Below are 25,457 nucleotides of genomic sequence, written 5' to 3'. Positions count from 1 at the left end.
TCCGCCCGGTCTTTCGTGTGCGATCAGTCCGTAGGACCGACGAGCTGCTCCGCCAGATGGTCCACGATGGCCGACACCGTGGGCCGCTGCCACAGCAGGGTGGCCGGAAGTCGGTGCCCGAAGCGCTTCTCAAGCCGGCGCCGGATCACCACCGTCATGACCGAGTCGAGGCCCTGCTCGGACAAGGACCGGCGGGCGTCGAGCGCGGCGACGGGGAGCCGCATCTCCGCGGCCACCTGCGAGCTCACCTCCCGCAGCAACTCGTCACGCAGCTGCGGACCCGACAGTCCGGCCAGCGTCGTCTCCGCCTCGGCGGGTGAGTTCGCGGCGGGTGCGACGTCGTACACGTCCCGCAGCACGGGAACCTCCTCCGCCACCTCCGTGCCCGTCGTCGCCAGCACGACCGCTTGCCGGGCACCGCTGCGGGTGGCGTGGTCCCACGCCGCGAACGCCTCGATGGCCGAGATGTCGGTGACTCCCCGCGCCGCAAGCTCCAGGTCCACCGCCTCGTTGACGGCCATTCCCATCCCGCGCCACGAGGTCCAGGCCAGCGCGGTGGTGTCGGCGCTGTCCGGCCCGTTGCGGTAGGCCGCGAAGGCGTCGAGGAACGCATTGGCCGCACCGTACGTCGCCTGCCCGGGCAACCCGAGAAGGTGACCACAGGACGAGAAGAGGACGAAGAAATCGAGGCTGCCGGGCGGGAACAGCTCGTGCAGCACCCAGGTACCGGCGGTCTTGGGTCGCAGGACGGTGTGCAGTGAAGCGTCGTCGACGCCGGTCGCCAGGCGGTTGTCGAGCACACCGGCGGCATGCACGACACCGCGAACGGCCGGCAGGCCGAGCGCGTCGGGATCAAGGGCCCGCCGGGCCGCATCAGGGTCCGTGATGTCGAGCGTGACCACCCGAACCGTCACGCCGAGCCCTTCCAGATCACGGATCCCGGCGACAACCCGCGACATGCTGTCTTCGGCTGCCAGGTCCGCCCACCGGGCGCGGGGTGGTATTCCGGTCCGGCCGGCGAGCACGATCCGCCGCGCGCCGAGCTCCACGAGCCTGCGTGCCACCCGCAGGCCCAGGACTCCGAGTCCGCCGGTGATCAGATAACTGGCGGCGGGGGAGCAGGACAGGCCCTCCCGCTCGATCGGCCGGTCGGTCGGCATCAGACGCGAGACGAGCATCTGGTCGTCGCGGACCGCGATGACCTCGTGCGGCGGCAGCACGGCCAGCAGGCCGGCGACGGTGCCCGGCAGCCGGGCACCGTCCGGTTCGAGGTCGATCACACCGCCCCACCGGTCTCCCAGTTCCCCGGCCAGCACCCGGCCGAGGCCCCACATGCCGGCCTGAGCGAGCCCTGTCCGGTCCGCGCTCTCCCGGACGCCGGTGGTCACTGCCCAGAGCCGCAACGAATCGGTGACGTCCCGGCCGGCCAGCGCCTGGGCGGTCCGCAACAGCAGGCGAACCGAACGCTCCACGGCGGCCGGCACCGGCTCGTCCGGGGCCGGCGGCGGCGCGGCGACCACGACATCGGTGTCGCCGTCCAGCGTCGGCAGATCCCCGGGATCGGCCACGGCCGTGACCAGCCCCGTCCCGAAGCGGTCCGCGAGCGCCGCGTCCCCGACCACGACCACGTTGCGGCCGGGGCGGTCCGGCCCGGCTGGCGGCACGGTCAGCGGCTTCCAGCCGATCTCGTGCACCAGACTGGCCGCCGGTCGCGTCGGACGTTCCTGCTGGGCGCCCCCGTACCGCAGACCGGCCAGGTCGGCCCGCCCGTCACCGTCCAGGGCGGTGACCGCGACGTCCACCACGCCCGGCCGCCGGCGGTCGATCACGATGTCCACCTGCACGAACGCCGGTGGGGGACCGCTCAGCCGCATCTCGTCGAGGTGCGCCACCATGCGCAGCACCGGTGCACCGGCGAACGCGACCGGGGCGATCGACAGCGCGGCGTCGAGTGCCGGTGCCCAGTCGTCGGCCGGGGTGTCGATGCGGACCCGGGCCCGCAGGTGGTCGACGCCGCGCCACAGGTCGAGGACGGACCACTCGAATGCCATCGACGGTACGCCCATGGCAGTGAGGTGCCGGCGTACCTCGCCCGCGTCGATGCGGTTGAAGCGGGCCGCCCGCCGGTCCGCCGGCGGGCCCGCCGCGGTGGGCCCGGCCGGGTCGACGCCGGCGGTGGTGAGGGTCGCAGTCGTGTGGGTCACCCAGCCGCCGGTACCCGTCTCGTCACCGGCGAGGGAGGAGAGCCGTACGGCGGCGCCTTCGCGCATCACCTGAACCTCTCGTCGCTCCGCGGCGACCAGCGGCACCCGCAGCTCTACATCACGCAGTACCGGTAGGACGCTCGTGCCCGCGGTTCGCAGAAACGTGTTGAGGAGCACCGCGGCGGGTATGACCTCCGTACCCTCGATCGTGTGACTGCCCGGGTACGGCCGGTTGTCCGCGTCGAGCAGCGTCCGCCACAGCCGCATTCCGGTCTCCGGCAGCGGCACCTGACCTCCGAGCAGAGCATGCGACTCCGGGTTGTGGCGCAGGTCCCGCGACGCGCGCTCGGTGGCCGGCTCGCGCCAGTGCGGCTGCCTCTGCCAGGCGGGCCCGGGAAGATCCACGAGGTCGCCGGCCGGCTGGAGCGTACGCCAATCGACCGTGACGCCGTGGCAGTGCGCCGTGCCGACGGCCGCGAGCAGTGTCTCGGTCTCGGGTTTGCCACGGCGCAGTGACGTGCCGACGAAGGTGTCGTCGAGGCCGAGTTCACCGAGGGTCTCGCCGATCGAGTGCGCCACCACCGGGTGGGCGGAGATCTCGATGAAGACGGTGTGGCCGTCCTCGGCCGCCGCTTGCACCGCCTGGGCGAGGAGCACGGGGCTCCTCAGGTTGACCGCCCAGTAGGCGCCGTCGAACGCCGGTGTCGACCGAGCGTCGCGCAACGCCGTGCTGTACATCGGAATGGCCGGGACTCGGGCCTGGAGGTCGGCCGCGGCCGCGGTGAGTTCATCAGTCAGCTCATCCATCTGCGCACTGTGGAAGGCGACGTCCGAGGCGACCCGGCGCACCTGGACCTCGTCGGTTTGCCACTTCTGCACCAGCGCTTCAACGGCTTCCGGGCTGCCGGAGACCACGGTGGACAGTGGGGAGGCGGCGATCGCGGCGCAGACCTCCGCGTCCCCGTCGAGCCGCGCCGCCACCTCGGCGAAGGGCAGACCGACCATGGCCATCGCACCCCGTCCGGCGACGCGCCGCAGCAACCGGGACCGGCGGCAGATCAGCCGGGCCCCATCGGTCAGGCTGAGGCCGCCGGCCTCGACAGCCGCCGCGATCTCCCCGACCGAGTGCCCGATGATCAGGTCCGGACGCACCCCCGCCGCGTGCCAGACCGCGGCTAGTCCCACCTGCATGACGAAGATCATCGTCTGGATCCGGTCGACGGTGTCGAACGCGCCGTCGAGCAGCACCTGGCGCGGCGAGAAACCGATTTCGGACTGGAAGACCGGCTCGATCTCGTCGAGCACGGCGGCGAACGCCGGCGAGGTGTGCATCAGCTCGCGGCCCATCCCGGTCCACTGCGAGCCGTGACCGGAGAAGACCCAGACAAGCCCCGCACCGGCCGCGGCCGGCACGGAACCACTCGACACCCGTGGGCCCGCCTCGCCGTCCGCGACGAGCTGGAGCCCTGCCAGCAACTCGCCCGGATCCGCGGCGACAACGGCCGCCCGATGCTCGAGATGAGACCGCCGGGTCGCGAGCGTGTGGCCCAGATCGTCAAGTGACGCGGGCTCGTCACCGAGTCGGCGCATCAAGCTCACCGCCTGCTCCCGCAGAGCCTGTGGCGATCGTGCGGACAGGGGGAAGAGCCGGGCCGAGCCCGCGTCCGAAACCCCGGCGGTCGCCGGGCGCGCCCGGCTGGGTGCCTCCTCGAGCAGGACGTGCGCGATGGTCCCGCCGTAACCGAACCCGGAGACCCCCGCCCGCCGGGGGCGATCGTGCTCCGGCCACGGCGTACGCTCGCGGACCACGTGGAGGTTCGCTTCCGCCCAGTCGACGGCCGGGTTGAGCGTCCGCACGTTCGTGGTGGCCGGGATCTCCGCCCGGTCCAGGGCCAGGGTGGCCTTGATCAGTCCCGCCACCCCGGCGCCGGCCTCGAGGTGCCCGATCGTCGACTTCACCGAGCCGAGCAGCAGCGGGTCACCGGCTGGGCGCGTCCGGCCGTACACCCTGCTCAACGCGGCAGCCTCCAGGGGGTCGCCGAGCCGCGTCCCGGTTCCGTGCGCCTCGACGTAGTCCACCGTCTCCGGCGCGACGCTGGCCCGGCGGCAGGCCTCGGTGAGCAACTCGCCCTGCGCCTCACCGTTGGGCGCCATGATGCCGTTGGTACGGCCGTCCTGGCTGACATGGCTGCCACGGATGACGGACAGCACCCGGTCGCCGTCGCGCTCGGCGTCGGCGAGGAGCTTGAGCACCAGGAAGCCGGCTCCCTCGCCGCGACCGTATCCGTTCGCCTCGGCGTCGAACGGCTTGCACCGGCCGTCCGGCGCGGTGGCACCGGCGGCGTCCAGGGTCAGCGTCAGCCCCGGCGACACGATGAGGTTGACCCCGCCCACCAGCGCAAGCGTGCTCTCCCCGGCGCGCAGGCTCTGACACGCGAGGTGTGCGGCCACGAGCGACGCCGAGCATGCGGTGTCGACGGCGAGGCTGGGACCGTGCAGGTCGAAGGCGTACGACACCCGGTTCGCCGCCGCGCAGACGGCACTGCCGATGCCGGTCCAGGCCTCGATCGTGGGCAGGTCCTCCAGCAGGCGCCGGCCATAGTCGTCGGAACCGATGCCGACGAAGACTCCGGTGTCACTGCCGGCGAGGTCACGTGGGGGGATGCCGGCGTGCTCCAGTGCCTCCCACGCCACTTCCAGCAGGATGCGCTGCTGCGGATCCATCAGCTCCGCCTCACGCGGACTCACGCCGAAGAAGGCGGTGTCGAAGCCGGCGATGTCGGTCAGGAAGCCGCCGCGTTCGGTGGCACCGCGCACCGCGTCCTCGTCGTCCGGGCTGCGATCACGGTAGTAGAGCCAGCGGTCCGGCGGCACGGAACCGATGCCGTCCCGGCCCGCGATCAGCAGGTCCCAGAACTGTTCCGGCGAATCCGCACCACCGGCGAACCGGCACCCCAGCCCGATGATCGCCACCGGTTCCATGCTGTCGGATCGTCCTTCAATCACTGCTGTCTCCTGAACTCGTCAGTGGGTGAACGTGGGGCGGGATCGGGCTCAGCCGCCCCACGGCGGCATCCAGAGGATCTCGATCACAGCGCACGAAAGGGTCACCCCGGGGCCGACGCCGAGCATCAGGACGTGGTCGCCGGGAACGAGCTGGCCGGTGCAGAGCAGGTGGTTCAGCGCCACTACCTGGTCGCTCGCGCCGAGGTGGCCGACCGTACGGCCGAAGTCCCACACCGACCGGGACATCGGCAGGCCGAGCGGGACCATGCAGCGCTGTTCGACGATCTCCCGTGAGTAGTTCATGTAGGCGACCCGGGTGACCGCGGACATGCCGATGCCGGCGTCCGCGAGCGTGCGTTCCACCAGGGCCAGGGTCTGGCCGTGTATGCGCAGCAGCGCGCCCGTGCCGGCACCCCCGTTGATCGATCCGCGTTTGAACTCGGTGTTACGGGCGGGGAAGTCGAGGGTGCGGCAGACGGTCGGCCCGGGTGGGAAGAGCGGCTCGTCACCGCGGTGCATCTCCTCCGCCTCGGCGACCGCCACGGCGCCCACGGCCGCGACCCGGGCGAATCCCCGTTCGGTGCTGAGCACGAGCGCGCTGGCGCCGTCGCCGGCGATGTAGCCGTCGCCCATCCGCCAGCGGTCGATGAGCGGGGTGCCGAAGTTGTCCGCGGCGACCAGCAGGGCGGTCCGCGCCCGGTCCGGGGACCTGACCCCTTGCAGGTACGCGGCTGCCAGCTGGAGTGCGCCGAACATGCCGTTGCAGCCCTGACGTACCTCGATGGCCAGCGGGCCACCGCCGGTGAGGTGGTGCTGCAGGTAGTACTGCGGCTGCCAGCCGTCGGGTCCCTGGTGCCAGGAATCGGCGTACAACAGCAGATCGACGTTCTTCGGGTCCTGCCCGCTGCGGTCGCACGCCTCCTCCGCGGCGAGCAGGCCCATCTCAGGCGCGGGCAGGCTGCCCGCCACCGCCGCGCCGGTCAGCTCGTGCAGATCGACGTGGTCGGCGGGATAGCGCCCGTTCTGCACCGCCCAGGTGACGCTCACCGTCGCCGGCAGGTGAACGCCGATCCCGGTCAGGTACACATCGGATGTCCGCACAGCAGCGTGCTCCTCATGGTTGTGGTTGATGCCGGTCGAGGTCATCGGTGAGCGATCGCAGGGTCGTCACCACCTGGTCCAGCAGTCGGCCGGCCTCCCGGCGGCGGTAGACGCCGGTCAGATAGCTGAGGCGCAGCAGCAGCTCCGGTCCGGAGACCGCCGCCAGCCGCAGGGGGTAGTGGGTGCGGTCGTGCACCTCGAACTTCGTCAGATGCGGCGGCCCGGGCACCTGCGGAGGGCCGAACGAGCCGTCGATGGTGACGACGGTGGTGTCGAACAGGTCACGCCCGCCGCGGAGGGGTACCGCGACGATGTCGCGCTGGATCTCGTTGAGGCTCATGAACTGGTACGGCAGCAGGGCACTCTGCTCGCGTTGCAACCGGACCACCAGCTCGTGCAGGGCCTCGCCGTCGCGCAGCCGAACCCGGACCGGCACGGTGTTGGTGAGCATCCCCACCATGTCCGTCATGCCGGGAAGCTCGGCCTGTCGCCCCGTCACCGAGATGCCGAAGACGACGTCGTCGGAGCCGGTGATCCGGGCGAGCAACATCCCCCAGGCCGCCTGCACCAGCGTGGAGATCGTGACCCCGTGCCGCCGGGCCGCCGCGGTGATCGCCCGGGTGGCGTTCTCGTCCAGGACGGCGTCGAGCTGGTCCATCTCGCCTTCGGCCGTCCCGTCGGGCGATACCCAGGTAGGGCCGGGCAGACCTTCCAGAGCATCCTTCCAGGCGTTGTACGCAGTGGCCCGGTCCTGCCGACTCAGCCAGGCGAGATGATCGCTGTGCGGGGGCGGAGCGGGCAGGGTGTGGCCGGTGAAGTCGTGGTAGAGGGCGAAGAGTTCCCGGATCAGGATTCCGGTCGACCATCCGTCCCAGAGGATGTGATGTGCTGTCAGCAGCAGGACGTGCCGGTCCTCAGCGAGCCGCACGAGCCGCCAGCGCATCAGCGGTGGGTCGCTCAGGTCGAACGGTATGGCACGCTCCCGCGCCGCGATGCCGGTGACCGCCTCGATGTAGGCGTCCGTGGCCGACGCCTCCAGATCGTCCTCGGCCCACCGGGTCGCCAGTCCGGTGTGGATCACCTGGACCGGATCGGCGTCGTCGTCGAGATGAAAGGACGCCCGCAGCGCGGAGTGCCGGGCCTGCAGCGCACCGGCGGCCCGGTGCAGCGCGGTCCGATCCAGTGGCCCGGCCAGCTCCAGCTGGATCTGCGGGGTGTAGGCGTCCGCCGTGCCGGCGGCGGCGAGATGGTGGAAGAGGAACGCCTCCTGCAACGGGGCCAGGGGCAGCAGGTCTACCAGGTCGGGATATTCGGCCTCGTACCTGTCGCGGCGTGGCACCATCGCGGCCGGGGACTCCGCCGCGTCGGATGGCGAGCAGGGGCGGGCGACGATCGCGAGTTGGGCCGGCGTCGGTTGCTGGAACACGTCGACGGGACTGATCTCGAGGCCGGCTGCCCGGGCCTGGGAGGTGAGCTTCAGCACCAGGATGCTGTCGCCGCCGAGGGCGAAGAAGGAATCGGTGGGGTGAACCCGGCCGGTACCCAGTACCTCTGCGAACAGATCGCACCACACGCGTTCCGTGGGTGTCTCCGGCTTGCCCGCCTCGGCGGAACCGGCGAAGACCGGAGCCGGCAGAGCCGCCTTGTCGATCTTGCCGTTCGGCGTCACGGGCAGCGCGTCGATGAGCACCACCGCGGCCGGGACCATGTACTCCGGCAGTGCCAACCCGGCATGCCCGCGCAGCTCAGCGGGATCGCCCCGGTGGCCTTGGGCGGGCACCACGTAGCTGATCAATCGCGCTGGTGCCGGCTCGGCGTGATGCACGACAGTGACCGCGCGATCGACCCCGGGATGCCGGGCCAGGACGGTGTCGATCTCGCCCAACTCGATCCGGTGGCCGCGTATCTTGACCTGTTCGTCGCGCCGGCCGATGAACTCGAGATCGCCGTCCGCGCGCCACCGCACCACGTCTCCGGTGCGGTACATTCTGTCGCCGGGTGGGCCGAACGGGCAGGGCAGGAAACGGCTCGCGGTCAGCCCCGGACGCCGCAGATAACCGCGGGCCACGCCGGTGCCGGCCAGGTACAGCTCGCCGGCCGTGCCCGGCAGCACGGCCGTCAGCCGGTCGTCGAGAACGTACGTCCGGCAGTTGTCCATGGGACGTCCGATAGGAGCTTCGGCGGCCCCGTGCAGCGCCCCAGTGGCGGTGCTCGCCACGGTGGCCTCCGTGACGCCGTAGATGTTGAACAGGCTCCGGTCCCGCGACCAGCGCCGCACCACGTCCCCGTTCAGCGGGTCGCCGCCGGTGAGCACGTAGCGCAGGTCGGGCAGGTCCTTCTCGGACAACCGGCCGAGCATCACCCCGGGGAAGGACGCGTGGGTGACCCGCTGGGTCCTGATCAGCTCGTGCAGGCTCTCGGCGCCCGTGTTGCGCCCGTCACCGGCCAGCACCAGGGTGCCGCCCACCTGCAGGACCGGCCAGATGTCGCCCATGGCGACGTCGAAGCTGGGCGAGACGAACTGCAGCACCCGGCTGTCGCGATCGACCGCGAAGCGCACGAGGTAGTCGGCCACGAAGTTCGCCAGGCTGCCGTGGGTGACCACCACGCCCTTCGGTCGGCCGGTCGAGCCCGAGGTGTAGATGAGGTATGCCGCCTGGGCGGGATCGGGTGACAGCGGGGACGGCACCGGCCGGTCGTAGCCGGCCGCGTCGACCGGCAGGCGTCGCAGATCGACGGGGAGCAGAGCCTCGGTCGATGCATCGGTCACCGCGCACCGCAGCCGGGCGTCAGTGCAGATGTAGCGGATGCGTTCCTCCGGGTATGCGGGATCCACCGGCACGAACGCCCCGCCTGCCTTGCTGACGGCGATCATGGCGGCCACCAGCCACGGTGACCGGGGCAGGACCAGTGCGACGTACTCCTCCGGGCCGACGCCGAGGGCCATCAGTTCCGCGGCCAGCGCGTCGGAACGCTGGTCGAGCTCGGCATAGCTCCAGGTGGTGGCGCTGTCGGTCACGGCCGGGCGGCCGGGGTCGTGAGCGGCCCGGGACCGGAAGCCGTCCAGGACGCCGCCGGGCCGGTGCCGCCGGTCGGTGGCATTGCGGCGTACGACCACGTCGTACCGCTCGGCGTCGGTCATGACCTCGACCGTTCCGATCGGCTGGTCCGGGTCGGCGAACAGTCGCGCGGCGAACTCGGTGAACCGTCGCTCGTGGGCCCGGACGCCGGCCTGGTCGTGGCGGCCGGGGTTGCCTTCGACGACGATGGACATGTCGCCGCCGGGCACCCCCCGGACGCTGACGGTCAGGTCCACCGTCGGGCCGCTGGCGAGGTTGTGCGTGGAGGCGGTGGCCGGGCCGAACGCCAGTGAACGGTCATACGGCATGAAGTTCAGGATCGGTCCCAGGAACCCACCCTCCTGGCGCTCTGACTCGAGTTCCCGGAAAAGGTCCTCCACACGGAAACGTTCGTGCCTCAGTGCGTTGCCGACCTCGGCGGCCGCGGCATCGGTGAGGCCGGCGAGGGTGCTTTCACCGTCGACCCGCATACGTAGGGCCACCGTGTTGGTGACCATTCCCGGTACGGCACGCGCCCGGGCCGAGCGCCGTCCGCTCACCGGCAATCCGAGAATCACGTCCTGGCGTGCGGTGAGCCGGTGCAGATACGCCACGAAGACCGCGGTGAACACCATCTGCCAGGTGGTACCGATCGTGGCAGCCGCGTCGCGCAACAGGGTGATGATGTCCGCGCCGAGCGGGACCACCTGCCGGGGGCGTATCGGTGCCGGCACGGTCAGCGCCGGGCCGACCCGCATCACCGGCGGGCGGTCCGCGAAGCGGCCGGTCCAGTAGGCACGGTCGGCGATGAACGCGGCGGAAGCCCGGTAGGCCGCATCCTCGTCACCCAGCACTGCGAGCGGCTGGAACGCCTCGCCGGTCGGCGGTCCACCGGCCGGCGAGGAGTAGATCTCGGCCAGCCGCCGGCCGATCTGGTGCACGGCATATGCGTCGACGAAGACGTGATGAATGCGGTAGTAGAAGGCCCACTGGTCGGTGGCCATCCGGAACAGGGCGAACGAGGAGACGCCCCCCTGTTCCAGGTGTACCGGCCGGTCGAGATCGGCCTGCATGGCCTCGTGAAGCGCGGCGTCGACGTCGGTGGCCGCGCTGAGGTCGACGATCGACAGGCCGTCGGCGGTGCCGTCCGGCGGCTCGACAATCTGGCTGAGGTCGTCCTCGTCCTCGATGCGGGAGATCCGCAGCACGTCGGTCTCGTCGCGCAACGTGGCCCAGGCCGCCCGGAATCGTTCCGGGTCGAGCGGACCGCACACCAGGATGTACTCGGCGCAGGAGTAGCGACGCGCGGTGGGATCGAGTTGGTGTGCCAGCCAGACCCCCCGCTGCGCAGCCGAAAGGGCGAGTCGCTGTGCGTTCCGTTCAGCCAAGATCCCACTCCTACGCTCAATTCACTGAACGCAAGCATGAGAATCACGGCTATAGCCGGCCTATATCCCTGCGGCCCGGCGGGATAGGCGCAATGCTGAAAAAATATAGGCGTCGCCCCGATGGTGTGACATCGTCTCGGGCCTGTGAAGAAGGGCAGGACCACGATGTGATTCCGGGCGCGTTCGACCCGATCACCGGGCGGGGCGGCCCCGGTGAGCGGTGGCGGGCCGGGCGCGCCGGTGGGCTCGACCGGCGTGGCCAAGCCCACCGTCGGCCTCAGGAGGCGCCGCTGATCATGGAGAAGCGGGTTTGGCGGCCGGCCGGGAACAGGCTCGGCGCGTTGCTGCGGGCGGCGTGCGGGTTGAGCCGCTCCAGATCGCCGGTGAGGATGGCCTGATACGTGTTCAGCAGCGTCGCCCCCGGATCGACGCCGAGTTCCTCCTCCAGCTGGAGGCGTCCGTCATGGAAAACCGCGAACGCGTCGGCCTGCCGATCGCACTCGTAGAGTGCGAGCATGAGCTGGGCCCGCAGGCGTTCCCGTAGCGGATTCGCTCCCAACAGACCGACGAGTTCAGCGGTGATCTCCTGGTGCCGGCCGAGCGCGAGGTCAGCGGTGATCCGGCCCTCCAGCGCCTCCATCCGGGCCTCCTCGATGGCCGGACCCTCCGCCTCGATGAGATGGTCCGTGACATCGGTCAGGGTCGGTCCCTGCCACAGGTCCAGCGCGCTGCTCAGGGCGGCGGAGGCCTCCTCGTAACGGTGCATCTGCAGGGCAGCCCGGCCCAGGTGTGACAGCCTGGTGAACTCGTGGTAGTCGAATCGTCCGTTCAGAAGTCGCAGGCCGTACCCGCAGCCCTTGCGCACGACCTGCACGTCGGTGCCGAGGCGCTGGCGCAACCGGGAAGCATAGGTGTAGATCTGCGCCTGGTAGGTCTCCGGCGGGTTCTTGGCCCACAATATCTCGCCGAGTTGGTAGTCGGACAGGACCCGGCCCTCGGCGAGGAGAAGTCTGGCCAGCATCGTGCGCTGTTTGGTGCCGTTCAGTGTTACTTCCGTGGTGCCCGACCATACGCCGACCGGCCCCAGTATCCGAAATTCCATCGTCGAGCCAACTTTCTTGGTGTCGATGACTGCCCCCGATTTTCGCTACTGATTTTCGGCATGCCGAAGTGCCGGCCTTTTTGGCCGGAAGACGCCTGAGCGCGTCATTCGGTGCGAGGAATGGCGAATCGATTCACCGGAATGCGGCAGAGCCGGCCACTCGAAGTGCTTACCGGTACCGCAGAGGACTCATGCGTGCGACCGCCACAGCGGTCCGTAAGACACGAAGGAATGCCGTCGCCAAGTGGCGACGCATGGTGGAAGGACTCCTGGTGACATCAAATTATCCCCGTTTCCCCGTCATGGTTCGGCACGTCGCTTTCGTTGCTGCGGCGGCACGTCCGCGCCGGGCGCAGTCGATGATCGACTTCGAACGATGTCGATCGCTATCGTAAAAGAGGATTGAATGTTGCGTCAAGGTCAATCGTGATGACTTTCCGTGACATTTGATCTTTGAGGTGCATGTAGGGGGTAAGGCCGGTATGCCGCAATTCGGCCGAGCGAGCGCGCTCGGGCCGAGCGCCTCGTGGCCCGACCGTCCTTGGTCGAGTCACCTGTGGTGAGCCGCCGTGGTGAGCCGCCGTGGCGGGCTAGCTTCGATGAGCACCTGCGAGCCGCTGTTGGCATGGTATATGAAAAGTCAACCCCTGGGCACGCATGCCGCCTGGCCCCGTGGCCCTCCACTAAGGACGTCACCCAACCCTACAGTGGCTCTCGGAGTTGCCTACCAGCTGCGGAGATGTGGTCCAACCAGCCGCAACGTTCCCCGAGGGCGGCGCCGGATCCACGTCCTCCCCGGGTTCGGGCCGCCGGCGCATAGTTCCGTTATAGATCGAATATGTGCCGCGGGCGGACCGTGAGCCGTCGCGATCGTGGGCCGGCGACGGCCGTGCGGGCGACTGACCACATCGTCCCAAGGGAAGGCCCGGCGCGCATGGAAGATCACCGCATACAGAACGTCGTCATCCTCGGTGGAGGTACGGCCGGTTGGATGAGCGCCGCCTATCTCGGCAAGGTCCTCGGGCAGCAGGCGACCATCACCGTGCTCGAGTCGCCGGCCATCCCGCGTATCGGGGTCGGCGAGGCGACGATCCCGAATCTGCACAAGACCTTCTTCGACTTCCTCGGAATCGCCGAGGAGGACTGGATGCGTGAGTGCAACGCCAGCTACAAGATGGGTGTCAAATTCGTCAATTGGCGTACCCCGGGTGCCGGCGAGGCCGGTCCTCGCCCGCACGGCGCCGATACCGATCACTATTACCATTGTTTCGGTCAACTGCCGAATCAGGACAATCTTCCGCTGTCGCACTACTGGGCAGCGAAGAAGCTCGCCGGTACGACCGACGAGTCGTTCGGATACGCGTGCTACCGCGAGCCGCCGGTACTCGACGCCAAGCTGGCACCCCGGCGTGCCGACGGCACCGCGTGGACCAATTACGCGTGGCATTTCGACGCGCAACTCGTCGCCGACTTCCTGAAGCGTTTCGCCACCACGAAACAGGGCGTGGTGCACATCGAGGACAAGATGACCGAGGCCGTCATCGATCACCGCGGGTACATCACCGCACTGCGTACCGAGGGCGGACGCACGATCGAGGGTGACCTCTTCGTCGACTGTTCGGGATTCCGGGGCCTGCTCATCAACCAGGCCATGCGGGAACCCTTCCTGGACATGAGCGACCACCTGCTCAACGACCGTGCCGTCGCGACCGCGGTTCCGCACGACGACGAGGCCGAGGGGGTGGAACCGTACACCTCCGCCATCGCGATGAGCTCTGGTTGGACCTGGAAGATCCCGATGCTGGGTCGCTTCGGAACCGGCTACGTCTATTCCAGCCGCTTCGCCTCCCAGGACGAGGCGACTCAGGAATTCTGCGACATGTGGGGGCTCGACCCGGAGACCCAGCCGCTCAACCACGTGCGTTTCCGGGTGGGGCGCAACCGCCGTACGTGGGTCAAGAACTGTGTCAGTGTCGGGCTTTCGTCGTGTTTCCTCGAGCCGCTGGAGTCCACCGGCATCTACTTCATCACCGCGACCCTGTACCAGCTCGCCAAGCACTTCCCGGACAAGCGCTTCGATCAGATCCTCATCGACCGCTTCAACCGCGAGATCGAGACGATGTTCGACGACTCGCGGGACTTCCTGCAGGCGCACTTCAGCATCGCGCCGCGCAACGACACCCCGTTCTGGCGGGCTTGCAAGGAGCTGGATCTCGCGCCGGACATCACCGAGAAGATGGAGATGTACCGGGTGGGCCTGGCGGTCAACATGCCGGTGGCCGACGAGACCACCTACTACGCCAACCTTGAGGCGGAGTTCCGCAACTTCTGGACCAACAGCAACTTTTACTGCATCTTCGCGGGACTCGATCATCTGCCGGAGCACGCGCTGCCGTCCCTCGCGTTCCGCCCGGACGCCGTCGAATCCGCCGAGCTGGTCTTCCGGGACATCAAGCGGCAACAGTCGGCGCTGTTGAAGGAGCTGCCGAGCACTTACGACTGTCTTCGCCGTCTGCACGGAAGTTAGCCGCGATGGCCGCCGTCATCACCAGCCCCCTGGAATTCAACGTCGACGACCTGTACGTCGACCTCGAGCCGAGCACGGGCTACGCCATCGCCCTCAAGGTTGAGGGTTTCAATTTCGGCGGCTCCATCAAGCTCAAGGCCGCGACCGAGATGGTCGAGGCCCGGGAGCGGGAAGGCGTCCTGACGCCGGGGGACACGCTGATCGAGTCGTCCTCCGGCAACATGGGTGTGGCGCTCAGTGTCGTCGCCGCGAGCCGTGGCTACGGATTCGTCTGCGTCACGGACGACCGGTGCACGACGAACGCACGCCGGCTGATGGAGACACTGGGCAGTACGGTGCACGTGGTCGCCGACCGAGGTGGCGCGGGCGGCCTGCTGGCGGCCCGGCTCGACCGGGTCCGGGACTTGTGCGCTACCCACGAGGGATACGTCTGGCTCAACCAGTACGCGAACCCCGGCAACTGGGGTGCGCACTACCGCACCACCGGCCCCGAGATCGCCAAGGCCTTTCCCGACCTCGACGTTCTCTTCATCGGCGCCGGTACCACCGGAACCCTGATGGGATGCGCTCGCTACTTCCGCGACCATCAGCCCTCGGTACGCATCGTGGCGATCGACAGCGTCGGATCGGTGACGTTCGGCGGCGAGCCGGCTCCCCGCCTGATCCCCGGGCTCGGCACGAGCGTCCGCCCCGCGATCCTGGACGAGACGTATGTACACGAGGTGATCCGGGTGTCGGAGGGGGATACCGTCGCGATGTGCCATCAGCTGGTCCGGCACGGTTTCGTGTTCGGTGGCTCGACCGGCACGGTGGTGCATGGCGCCGTGCAGTGGATGCGGCGGCATGGCTCTGCTGACCTCACCACCGTAGCCATCGCGCCGGACTTCGGTACCGGCTATCTCGACACGGTCTATCACGCCGCCTGGTTGCGGGAGGCCTATACCTGACGGGCGGGCTCGGCACGCGGTGCCGAGCCCGGTACGCCAACCGGTGCCGACGATCAGAGATCGTGGATGCAGAACGCGTCGGCCAGGGCCTGGGCCCCGGCGTCGTTCGGATTGAGGTGGTCACCACTGTCGAATTCCGCGCGCAGCACACTCGGCCGGGCCGGGTCGCGCAAGACGGCGTCCACGTCGAAAACGGCGTCAAAGCGGCCCGGTGTGCGGATGTAGGCGTTGACGGCCTGGCGTGCCGCCTCCTTGTCGGCGCTCCACGCGGGGTCGGCGAAGCCATCGGCCGGCGGCAGCGTGCCGACGATGACGTGCAGCCCACGATCGGCCGCCTGAGCGGCGAACTGCGTGATCGCGGCTTCGACCCGCTCGGCCGGGTCGGCGTTGAAGAGGATGTCGTTGACCCCGAGCTGCACGACGACCGTCCGCGCTCCCGGCTGGGCGAGAACGTCGCGGGACAACCGGGCCAGGCCGCTGAGGCCCAGGACCTCGAAGCCCAGCGGGGCTTCGGTGCCGTCATGGGTCAGGCGGTTGCCGGCGAGCGATTGGTTCAGCACACCCCAGTCGTCGGCGGTGGACGCGGTGGTGAGCAACCGGTCGGCGAGCAGATCGGGCCAGCGGCGGTACGCGCCCATCGTACTGCCGTTGCCGTCACTGACCGAGTCTCCGATCACGACCACCGACCGGCTCGGCCGGCTCCGGCCCACGCCGCTGCGGTTCACCTGGCCATGGCTCACGTCGATGCCGGAGAGCAGGAACGAGGACCGCTGGATGGTGAAGCCGATGCTGCCGTCCACCAGCGTCGTGGTGTCGCCGGGGTAAACGTAGACCGGCTGCCGAGCCGTCAGGTGTACCGGCGCCGGCCCGGTATCGGTGGGCAGGAAATAGCTGACCGAAAGGTTGCTGCGGGCCGGGACGTCGAGGGCGACGGGATCGCTGACCACCTCGCTGCCCGGAGGGACGGTCACTGACAGCCTGCCACCGAAGGGGAGCTCCCTCAGGGTGCCGGCGCGCAGTTGCGGTGAGGTGGGCACGTCGGCTAGCGCAACGGTGGCATGCCCGATCTCGAGGGGCTTCTTGCCGAACACGTTGGAGAACCGGAGGCGCACGTTGGTGCCGCCGATCGAGGTCCGCACGGTCATCCGGATGCTCTGGTTGTGGAAGGCCAGCGCTGACGTCGGTGCGCATTGCGGAGGGTTGCCGAAACCCCTGGGCCAGCATCCGGACTCGGTGTTGGCCGCGCTCCACGTTCCGGCCCACGGCGCGGGTGCCGGGATGGGCGCGGCGACGGCGTTGCTCGTGCCGGCCGCCGACAGGACGGCCGCCAGCAGGGCAACCGCGGGCAGACGTCGGCTGACGAATAGATTCATTTCTCCCCCATGGATATGCGAACCCGCCGACCGCCGGTGAACGCGTCTGTTCTTCGTCCGGTCGGCAGCGGCATTACCATGAGTGAGGAACCTATATTCTCAATATAGCGACGAGGATGGATGAAATGGCTGCTCGGGGCGAGGGTCGGGGCATCACCTTTTCGGTCACCTGATTACTGGCTGATAAGACGGTTCCGATCACGAAAGGCGTGAATCCGGGTGGCTCGCCGTCCGGTGACCGGTGCCGGTGCTGCTGAGTCGGGCCCGGCGGACGCGGCCCACGATGTACACCGTCAGCGCCGTCGCGGCGCCGATGAGGAGGCCGGGCAGCATCGCGAAGCCCGGCTGGTCGGACAGGACCGCGCCGCCGAGGTATCCCAGTGCTGCGACGTAGGTCGCCCAACCGGCCGACCCCGCAGCGCTCGACATCCAGAATCGGCGCCGGGAATAGCCGATCGATCCCGCGGCCATCGCCGTGGCGGTGCGGCCCCCGGGCAGGTAACGCCCGAGGATGACGGCAAGGGCGCCATATCGTCGCAGGGCTCGTGACCCCCTTTCCAGGCATTGGCGCAATCGGTTCTTGCCGTCGGATGCTGCCGGGGCGCTGTCCCGGAATCGCGAGGCGGCCTTGTCGCCGAGGTGGTAGGCCACGAGATCGCCGGTCAGTGAGCCGATCGCCGCGGCGGCGACCAGCAGCGCGACGTGGGGGGTGCCGCCGATGGCCACCGCGCCCATGCCGATGACGAGCGTCTCCGACGGCAGGACCGGGACGAAGCCGTCGACCGCCACGGCGGCAGCTACCAGCAGGAGAATCCAGGGGGAGGTGATGAGGGATGCGACATGTTCGAACACGGTCTCTCCCGGTGGGACGACATTCGTGGGAACTTGGCTTGCACATGCTAACACCGACTTGCAGGTCCCGCCCTAGCGATCGGTGGGCGTCTGAGCGGGACGGTAGATAGCCGAAACATAGATCCTTCATCGCCGCCACTGGAACGGTCGCGGTTGATCGGGCGGCCCGTGTCGAACACGTCCGGCCGAAATTTCCGGTGGATCCGAGGGAGCAATCGATGAGAAGTGTCGTCCGTGGCCTGACCGTCGCCGTCCTGGCGTCGCTCGGCCTTGTCACCGCGCAGTCCGACGCGGTGGCCGCGGTGCCGGCGGACAAGCCCGCGGTTCTGTCCGGATGGACCCAGACCGATGCGGGCAGCTACCACCGATGGGACAGCGCGCGCCGAGATCAGGCCGCCTGGGCCGCCTACGCCTTTGACTGGACGACCGATTACTGCAGTTACAGCCCCGACAACCCGCTTGGCTTCGACTTCACGCTGGCTTGTCAGCGCCATGACTTCGGATACCGCAACTACCGGGCCGCGGGGCAGTTCGACGCCAACAAGGCCCGGGTGGACTCAGCGTTCTACCAGGACCTGCTGCGCAAATGCGATACCTACTCTGCGGTCGTACGTCCGGCCTGTGACGGCCTGGCGTGGACCTACTACGAAGCGGTCAGCCGGCTGGGTGTCCTGAAGGTGACGCAGGCACAGCTGGACGAGGCCCAGCGGGTGAAGGACGCGAGCGAACGGGCCGTGAGCCTGCGCTGAGGGGACGGTGACGTACGCCGGGTCGCCACGAGGGGGCGCCCGGCGTACGTCACCGGATCCCGGCTATTCACCGTGGCGATCGGCGCCGGCGGATGCGAGTGCGAGACCGATGGCTCGATCGAGGATCGCCGCGGCCCGGACCGGCGGCCTGACCGCGATGAGGAGTGCATCGGCACGGCGAAGCGCGGAGCCGATACGCAAGGGGTGGGCGGCGCTCAGCAGACCGGCGATCTCGGCCACGAGTCCGGGATCGATGGTCCATCGATCTGATGTGGACACGTCGCCTGCCGCGTGAATCCGTGGCATCGTCGTCCTCTCCGCCCGGGCGCTCGTACCCATTCACGCCTGTGACGTTCCCACTCTGCGCGAGGCGCCTATATTCGCCCGATATCGCGCCTGGTCCGCGCCCTTGGATCGATGTTTGGGCGTCCACCTGCGCACCCGGCGTCTCCACCGCGGACAACCTCGTCCGGGGGACGGGAGACCACCGAACGTGGCGGCACGCCGATGCTGCGCCTCGACCAGGCCGGGTGCTGGCTGAGCTCGACGACGACATCGGCCGGGACGCCCAGGTCGACGCCACCATCGTGCGCACGCACCAGCACGCCGCCGGAGCCGCTAAAAGGGGCTGATCGTTGCCGAAACGCAGGCACGCGACGGCATCGGCCGGTCCCGTGGCGGGCTGACCACCAAAATCCACGCCCTCGCCGATGGCCAGGGCCGGTCCCTGGCCACACTCATATGCCCGGGCAAGCCGCCGACACCCGGCAGCTGATTCCGCTGCTCGACCAGGTCCGCATCGCCCGGCCCGGCGGGATCGGGCGGCCTCGTACCCGGCCCATATCGGTGACCGGCGACAAGGCGTACTCGTCGCGGGCGAACCGCCAAGCCCTGCGCGGTAAGCGGATCCGAACGACGATCCCGGAACCCGACGACCAGATCGCCAACCGGAAACGCCGCGGCTCCCGCGGCGGCCGGCCACCGGTCTTCGGCCCGAACGATCACCGCCGCCGCAACCAGGTCGAACGCGGCTTCAACCGGCGCAAACACTGGCGCGGACTGGCCACCCGGTTCGACAAGCTAGGTATCAAGTACCAAGCCACCTTCAACCTGGTCGAAATGCTCGACTGGCTACGCGCCGTCCCTGACGGACATGATCCGCGGGACAGAACCTGGCCCGAAGGCTTGCGGATCCCCTTCTCCGTTGACGCCGCAGGACCTGCCGAATAATGTTTGCATATGCTATCAGGTCGAGGGAGGACTGTTGTGAGGCGACGAGTGGGCGAAGCGATGGGCGTGGCGGTTTGTCTCGCCGTAGTGCTGGCCGGCTGTGCCGATAGTGGCGATAGTGGCGAGGCCGGGAAGGCGCAGGCGGGAAAGGGTGAACATGCCGGGTCGACGTCGTATCAGATCAGTGACCGGGTGATGAGCCTTGACCTGGAGGGGGGCGGGGGCGACGTTACGCTGACCGCTGGCACCGGGCCGATCACCGTCACCGAGCGGATGGAGTACCTGGGCCGCATCCCGGTCACCAGCCATAGTGTCGTCAACGGCACGCTGCGGTTGACGACCGACCGTTGCAGCGCGGTCGGCGTCTGCAAGGTGAGCTACACGATCACCGCGCCGGCCGCGGTTGCCGCAAACCTCGTCAGCAAGGGCGGTGCGATATCCGTGAGCGGTATGTCGGGCGCTGTCGCTGTGAAAGCTGACGGTGGCAGGGTCATCCTGGATCGGATCTCAGCCCCTACCGTCACGGTCAATACCGGCGGGGGCCCGGCCGACGTCACGATGAGCGCGATGCCGCGCTCAGTCAGCGTCAGGACTCGCGGGGGTGAACTGACGATGGCGTTGCCCGGAGGGCCGTATGCGGTGACGGCCAAGAGCGCTGGCGGTCGCAAGGAGATCGGCGTCACTACCGCCGCCACCGGAGCAAAGGTCGACGTCAGCACGGCCGGTGGCAAGACGACCATCAAGCAGGCATAGCCGCATGCCGCGCAGGTCGGTGAGGCGCTTCCACCGTCCATGCGTGGCTGGCTTTCGAATCTCGGCGCGGCGACAACCCGGATTTGTCATCGGTCCAGTGGATCGATGTCCTGGAGTCCTCCCGCCATTCGGAGAGCACTGTCGGCGCACGGTGGTCGCGGCGCTGCGGCCATGACATACCGGTCGTGCGCGCGACGCTCGACGATGCGAAGCGTGTGTCGTGTGCCGGCCTGGTCCCGGTGATGCGCCTGGCCAGGCCGCAAGTTTGCACGCTGCGGTCGATGACCGAGTCAGGTTGTCAGTGACGCCGGGGCGAACCCGGCGGGGCAAGGTCGCGACGATCGTGGCCGGGAGGCTCGCGGGCGCGGGGTTGCGGTCGCTGTTCACCAGTGTGTACGTACCCTCAATGCTGGTTCATCTTGGTCGGCCGGGCAGGGCGGGCATCGATCCTGCCCGGGGCTGACGTGCTGAAGCGCCGGCGGTGACATCGTGATTCGGGCCGACTCTGCGTTCTGCGCCAAGACCGTGATCACCAGTTGCCGTCGTCGCGATGTGCGGTTCTCGGGCATCACCAGCATCGAAGCGAAGACCCGTTCCGGGTGTGACAGCTTCCCGCCAGCAGTGGGTCGACATCAAGGGCCCGCAGGCCATCTACGACGAAGACACCGGCCGGTTGGTCTCCGAAGCTGTCCATACCGTTCGCCGGCACCCGGCATCAAGTGACCGCGCGGCTGGTCGTTCGTCGGATCCGCCGCGTCGACCGGCCCAGATCCCCGGCCGAGGCGGACTCGTCCCTCACCACCGGTATCACGCGGCGTTCATCGACAGCCGGCTCGCCCTGGTGCGGGCCGAGGCGCAGCACCGTAACCACGCCATCATCGAGCAGATCAACGCAGACCCGATCGCCGGACCCTTGGTGCGTCTGCCTTCGGTCGGTTCATCACGAACGACGCCGGGCTGACCTACGCCGCGATCGCCCGCAGCCTCACCCACACCGCCGGGCACGTCGCCGCTGGCGGCTACCGCACCGCCCGGCCCGCCACGATCCGAACTCGGATCGTCGCCGCTCGCCGCCCCGCGTACCGTGCCCGCACTATCCACCGGCACCTACCCCGAGCACTGGCACTGGCACTGGCACTGGCGGGGTTCGACAACTTCGTCACCGCCGCTCAGACCAATCCTGCTGACCAGCCGAGACCCGCAGATCCGCGGCGGCCCGACCGCAGGCCACAATCCCGATCCCCCCGGCAGAACACCCTGGACAAGGCCGATCACGAGAACGGCGACTCCCGCACGTCCTCCGAATCACCAACCACCAAACGACCAGCTCGCTTCAACACCAACCGCGTTGGTCAATCGAGGCTCGATCACCTTCAGTTACGAAATGCCCCATCACCTGTTTTGATTGCGATGGAAGCAATACCACCCCAGAAAGGACTTTTTGTTCGGAGAAGACCATCAGCATTGATGGGTGCTCCACCCTATCCTCACCACCAGGAGCGGGTGGCCCCGAGGCGGCCTGCCCGCCTGTGAGGTTCTTCACTCTTAACAGAACTCACGTGATAAGCAGCATCTGTGACTGACGGTGAGCGATCTATAAAGTGCATATATTTAAGCAGAGCCGTGGTTGACGATCGCCGTGCATCGATGAAAATCTGGTGATCGAACCGGGCGGCATTCTGCCGCGAACCGTCACACGGGAGGTAATCGTGAACCGCACCAAGCGCTTGATTGCGCTAGTCGCCACACTTTTCGTCGCCGCTCTTGGCCTATCCGCCACGTCGGCTTTGGTAAGTTCGCCAGCGATCGCGGCGACCGCTTCGTCCAGTGTGACGGCGCCGGCGTTCGACCCGTTTCCCCGTCCTCCGTGGGTCTTCTCGGGCCACGCGTTCTCCTCATTGAGTGCCTGCGAGGCGACTGGTAGAGCATATGTGAACACCATTGCCTACTCGGACTACACCTGCAGGTACTCAGGCGGGGTGTACCGGCTCTACCTTCTTCCGGAATAGCTCGTCGCAACCCGGCCCAGACTGGGCGCCGAAATTGCTTCTCGGCTCTCCGGCAAAAGCGTGTATCATGCTCGGAAGTCCCGTGGCTTCAACCCTGTGCCGTGGCTGACCGGGAAGATGTCCGGTGCGTCACGGGACTTCCGGGCACGTGCAGATATGGTTGGTGCGTTGATGACATTCCCCCCATTCACTGCCGAGGACGCTCTACGGCTAGCGTCTTTGAATGATTCGACCCATGTAGTGGATCATCTCAGCAGCCATCGGGACATAGCCCTGGCAAGGGTGGTCAAACTGGGTTCCAACAGGGCCGACCCCGATCATAGCCTCGTCGTCTGCGCCCGATGTGAGGACGGCGTCTGGAATCGGGTGGACACCATGGGCGGCTGCGACACTGTCGATGTTCAGTTCGGCGGGGGCAGGGCGTCGATGGCGGGCCGGGAACTGACCTATCGGATTGCCGGTGTCGTCACCCTGAAAACCGTAGTTTCCCCTCACGGTAACTGGTCGTTCGTGTATTCGGATCCCCAGGGCAGAAGGGTAATGGGAACATCCGTCGTTGAAGGAGATTTCGGCCCTTGATGCGGTAGTAGTCCGGGTACCCCAAGGGTGATCTTCCCTGGGTCCCGTGGAACCGCGATTGCTGGTTCTATGCGACCGACTGGGTGAAGTGCAGCCTACATATTCGTCGGGTCAGATGTGGCCGGGATACATCGAGCGGCAGTACAAGCCCTGCGCCGACGACCAGGACGACATCCGCGGCAAGGCTGCTAACAACAAGAACAGCTTCGGCGGAGACCTGTGCTGGCTCAAGCCGGAGGGTAACGCCACCATCTCGTTCAACGGGCGCGCCACCGAACTGGTCAAGTCCTCCGGTGACAGGTGGAAAGGCGTGTCCGACGACGGCTCGCGCATCGAGCTGCTCATGGACCCCTCATACGACAACGGTGACACCGACGGCGAGTACTGGAAAGTCACCACCACCGACGGCATCCAGTACTTCTTCGGCCGAAGCAAGGGTCCCGCGGGGGCGTCCGGCGCCACGGCGACCAAGTCGGTCTGGACCGTGCCGGTATACGGCAACCACCCCGACGAGCCCGGCTATGCGGTAGGCGATTTCGCGGCCTCGCGTACCACGCAGGCCTGGCGGTGGAACCTCGACTACGTCGCGGACACCCACGGCAACACCATGAGCCATTTTCATCCTGCGAAGCGGTTGGCTTCGACGTGGTGCAGAACGAGGATGGCTGCACGATCGCCGTCGCACGGCGCGGGCAGCAACGCACCTTGACGAGGATCTTCCAGGTCTTGAGCGTGGCGATGGCTCGTTCGCCGCGGGCGCGGATCTTCGCGTGCGCCCGGTTGACCGTCTCCTGCCGGCGTGACAGCTTCGGCCGGAAGCGGCGCCGCTTGAACGGAGTGCGCACGCTGCCGCGGGCCCCTTGATGGCCTTTGTCGGCGAAAGCCATGACGTCTGCACTGGTCAGCGCATCGATGATGCCGTTGGTGCGGGCGGCGGTCAGGTCATGCGTCGAACCGGGCAGCGCTGCCGAGGCCCAGACCAGGCGTCCGGCTGCGTCGGCGATGACTTGGACGTTCACGCCGTAGCGCTTGTGTTTGCCGGAGTAGTACGGCTTTTGGTCGGCGACTCGGTCGATCGGGATGAGCGTGCCGTCCAGGATGGCGTAGGCCAGTTGCCGGATGCGCCGCATGGCGGTGTCCGGGTCCTCGGCGGCCGCGCTGAGCAGGGCGATCGCCTCCTGGACGTAGCGCCAGGCGGTTGCGAGGCTGACCTCGAAGCCGGCGGCCAGCCGGGTGTAAGTGTCGCCGTTCCGCAGATGCGCCAGGGCGAGCAAGCCTGGCGGCCGGGGTTCAGCCGCCGCCATCGGGTTTTGCGCTGCTGGCGGTGGCTGCGGATGCGGTCGGCGAGGTGGTTCAGGGTCCGGCTGGACAACGGGATCGTGATGCCCCTATGGATGTCAAGGGACAGAGTGAGGTGCTGGTATCGGCGTGACGACCTTGGCGATGATCTTCTAAACGGTGCGGGCGAGGTATCGCTTGAGGCAGCGCATGGCCTCCCGCTTGGACAGTCCCTCGGTGGTGCGCCGAAGTAGATAGGCGCGGGTGCGTGGATCCCAGCGCAGGCTGGTGAGCACGGCTCGGAACAGGGCGGCGTTCGCTAGGCGGTTGCCACCGCGGCTGAGCCGGTGCCTGCGGGTCTTACCGGAGGAGGCCTCAACCGGGCTGACGCCGCACAACGCGGCGAAGGATCCTTCGCTGGCCAGCCTATGCGGGTTGTCGCCCGCGACGATCAAGAAGGTGGCGGCGCTGTCGACACCGACCCCGCGCAGCTCGAGCAGGTTCGGAGCGATGGCTTGCACCGTCGCCGTCAGACGACGGTGCAAGTCGCGCAGCTCCTCGTCGAGTTGACGTACTCGGCGCGCCAGACTCAACAAGCTATAGGCGACGACGGCCGTGGCCCCGTTGTAAGCGGCGGGGTCCAGCCCGATGCAGGCGCGCAGCAGCCACGCCCCCGTCAGCGCTGCCAGCGGCTCGCGGAGCACCGGCTCCGCGTTGACCAGCACGGCGTGAAGTTGATTGATCGCCTGGACACGAGCCTTGACTGCAGAGTCCTTGACGAGCTTGAGCACCCGGAGAGCCTCGACTGGCCCATCTCCTGACTTGGCCACCGCTGACGCTGAGCCGGACAGAACTGCTCGAGCAGCGGCCTCGGCATCGATCGCAACGGTCTTTCCCCGGCGACGCCGTACTGCCCGATCGGGCCGGTTGACCTCTATCACTGCGACGCCGACACGGTGCAACGCCCGCGTCAGACCCGCACCATAGGCGCCGGTTCCCTCTACGCCGGCGTGGCGCAGCAGCCCGAAGCCGCCCACCCACTCGATGAGATCCTGGTAGCCGGCAGCGGTCGCCGCGAACGATCTGGTCTGCAGCAACGCGCCGCCGCTGTCGGGCGCCACGGCCACGTGGAAGTCCTTGTGGGTGTCAACACCGACCACGACCTCCCGCTCGCCGGTACCCGTCCGCTCGTTTCGGAGATCCATCATCGCCTCGGCTCGCTGCCGTCGCGATGATCTGAAGCCGGCTGCGAGTCGCGGTCAGACCTGTGACGGTGCAGATGCCAAGGCCCCCTATCCGG

Annotated in this window: 15 protein-coding genes and 1 pseudogene; 7 read left to right on the top strand and 9 right to left on the bottom strand. The window is 68.4% G+C overall.

What is annotated here, in order from left to right; genetic code table 11:
* Nucleotides 1-23 precede the first annotated feature (23 nt).
* The 4 genes from Aau02nite_RS41715 to Aau02nite_RS41700 form a co-directional block, all read right to left on the bottom strand.
* Nucleotides 24-5,186, bottom strand: a complete 5,163-nt coding sequence (locus Aau02nite_RS41715; RefSeq protein ID WP_212994203.1) for a type I polyketide synthase — start codon at nucleotides 5,184-5,186, stop codon at nucleotides 24-26.
* Between the two features lie 72 nt (nucleotides 5,187-5,258).
* Nucleotides 5,259-6,311 (bottom strand): ketoacyl-ACP synthase III family protein, encoded by a 1,053-nt coding sequence (locus tag Aau02nite_RS41710; RefSeq protein WP_212994202.1) that lies wholly within the window; start codon nucleotides 6,309-6,311, stop codon nucleotides 5,259-5,261.
* Nucleotides 6,312-6,324: 13 nt separating this feature from the next.
* Nucleotides 6,325-10,758, bottom strand: a complete 4,434-nt coding sequence (locus Aau02nite_RS41705; protein ID WP_212994201.1) for a non-ribosomal peptide synthetase — start codon at nucleotides 10,756-10,758, stop codon at nucleotides 6,325-6,327.
* 277 nt (nucleotides 10,759-11,035) lie between these two features.
* A complete protein-coding gene (locus Aau02nite_RS41700; RefSeq protein WP_212994200.1) occupies nucleotides 11,036-11,779 on the bottom strand; it encodes an AfsR/SARP family transcriptional regulator in 744 nt (247 codons plus the stop codon).
* Between the two features lie 937 nt (nucleotides 11,780-12,716).
* Here Aau02nite_RS41700 and Aau02nite_RS41695 point away from each other — a divergent pair.
* The gene (locus tag Aau02nite_RS41695) at nucleotides 12,717-14,387 is read left to right on the top strand and encodes a tryptophan halogenase family protein (RefSeq protein WP_212994199.1); all 1,671 of its coding nucleotides are present in this window, start codon (nucleotides 12,717-12,719) and stop codon (nucleotides 14,385-14,387) included.
* A gap of 5 nt (nucleotides 14,388-14,392) precedes the next feature.
* Entirely contained in the window at nucleotides 14,393-15,334 is a 942-nt protein-coding gene (sbnA, locus tag Aau02nite_RS41690) for a 2,3-diaminopropionate biosynthesis protein SbnA (protein WP_212994198.1), read from the top strand.
* A 53-nt stretch (nucleotides 15,335-15,387) separates the two neighbouring features.
* Here the strand turns inward: sbnA and Aau02nite_RS41685 are convergent, their stop codons facing one another.
* Together Aau02nite_RS41685 and Aau02nite_RS41680 are read right to left on the bottom strand one after the other, a co-directional pair.
* Entirely contained in the window at nucleotides 15,388-16,707 is a 1,320-nt protein-coding gene (locus tag Aau02nite_RS41685) for an SGNH/GDSL hydrolase family protein (RefSeq protein WP_212994197.1), read from the bottom strand.
* A gap of 198 nt (nucleotides 16,708-16,905) precedes the next feature.
* Entirely contained in the window at nucleotides 16,906-17,496 is a 591-nt protein-coding gene (locus tag Aau02nite_RS41680; RefSeq protein ID WP_212994196.1) for a DedA family protein, read from the bottom strand.
* 281 nt (nucleotides 17,497-17,777) lie between these two features.
* Between Aau02nite_RS41680 and Aau02nite_RS41675 the strand changes: the two genes are divergently transcribed.
* The 5 genes from Aau02nite_RS41675 to Aau02nite_RS41655 all read left to right on the top strand — a co-directional run bounded on the left by Aau02nite_RS41675 (nucleotide 17,778) and on the right by Aau02nite_RS41655 (nucleotide 21,252).
* Nucleotides 17,778-18,308 carry a phospholipase gene (locus Aau02nite_RS41675; protein ID WP_212994195.1) on the top strand — a complete coding sequence of 177 codons (531 nt, stop codon included), beginning with the start codon at nucleotides 17,778-17,780 and terminating at the stop codon, nucleotides 18,306-18,308.
* Between the two features lie 72 nt (nucleotides 18,309-18,380).
* A complete protein-coding gene (locus Aau02nite_RS41670) occupies nucleotides 18,381-18,578 on the top strand; it encodes a hypothetical protein (protein WP_212994194.1) in 198 nt (65 codons plus the stop codon).
* Nucleotides 18,579-19,049: 471 nt separating this feature from the next.
* Nucleotides 19,050-19,538: a transposase gene (locus Aau02nite_RS41665; RefSeq protein WP_212994193.1), complete on the top strand. Its 489-nt coding sequence runs from the start codon at nucleotides 19,050-19,052 to the stop codon at nucleotides 19,536-19,538.
* Between the two features lie 36 nt (nucleotides 19,539-19,574).
* Nucleotides 19,575-20,291 carry a DUF4097 family beta strand repeat-containing protein gene (locus tag Aau02nite_RS41660; RefSeq protein ID WP_246595845.1) on the top strand — a complete coding sequence of 239 codons (717 nt, stop codon included), beginning with the start codon at nucleotides 19,575-19,577 and terminating at the stop codon, nucleotides 20,289-20,291.
* 601 nt (nucleotides 20,292-20,892) lie between these two features.
* Nucleotides 20,893-21,252, top strand: a complete 360-nt coding sequence (locus Aau02nite_RS41655; protein ID WP_212994192.1) for a hypothetical protein — start codon at nucleotides 20,893-20,895, stop codon at nucleotides 21,250-21,252.
* Between the two features lie 1,738 nt (nucleotides 21,253-22,990).
* On the opposite strand, the gene Aau02nite_RS41650 is transcribed toward Aau02nite_RS41655, so the two are convergent.
* The 3 genes and pseudogenes from Aau02nite_RS41650 to Aau02nite_RS41640 form a co-directional block, all read right to left on the bottom strand.
* Complete coding sequence (locus tag Aau02nite_RS41650; RefSeq protein WP_212994191.1) at nucleotides 22,991-23,290, bottom strand: hypothetical protein; 300 nt, start codon at nucleotides 23,288-23,290, stop codon at nucleotides 22,991-22,993.
* A 207-nt stretch (nucleotides 23,291-23,497) separates the two neighbouring features.
* Nucleotides 23,498-24,275: pseudogene (locus tag Aau02nite_RS41645) on the bottom strand (transposase family protein).
* A 55-nt stretch (nucleotides 24,276-24,330) separates the two neighbouring features.
* Nucleotides 24,331-25,365 carry an IS110 family RNA-guided transposase gene (locus Aau02nite_RS41640; protein WP_212994190.1) on the bottom strand — a complete coding sequence of 345 codons (1,035 nt, stop codon included), beginning with the start codon at nucleotides 25,363-25,365 and terminating at the stop codon, nucleotides 24,331-24,333.
* Between the last annotated feature and the right edge of the window lie 92 nt (nucleotides 25,366-25,457).

It is taken from the genome of Actinoplanes auranticolor (genome assembly GCF_018332655.1).
Taxonomy (GTDB): Bacteria; Actinomycetota; Actinomycetes; order Mycobacteriales; family Micromonosporaceae; genus Actinoplanes; species Actinoplanes auranticolor.
This window is presented reverse-complemented; position numbering and strand designations above follow the sequence as displayed.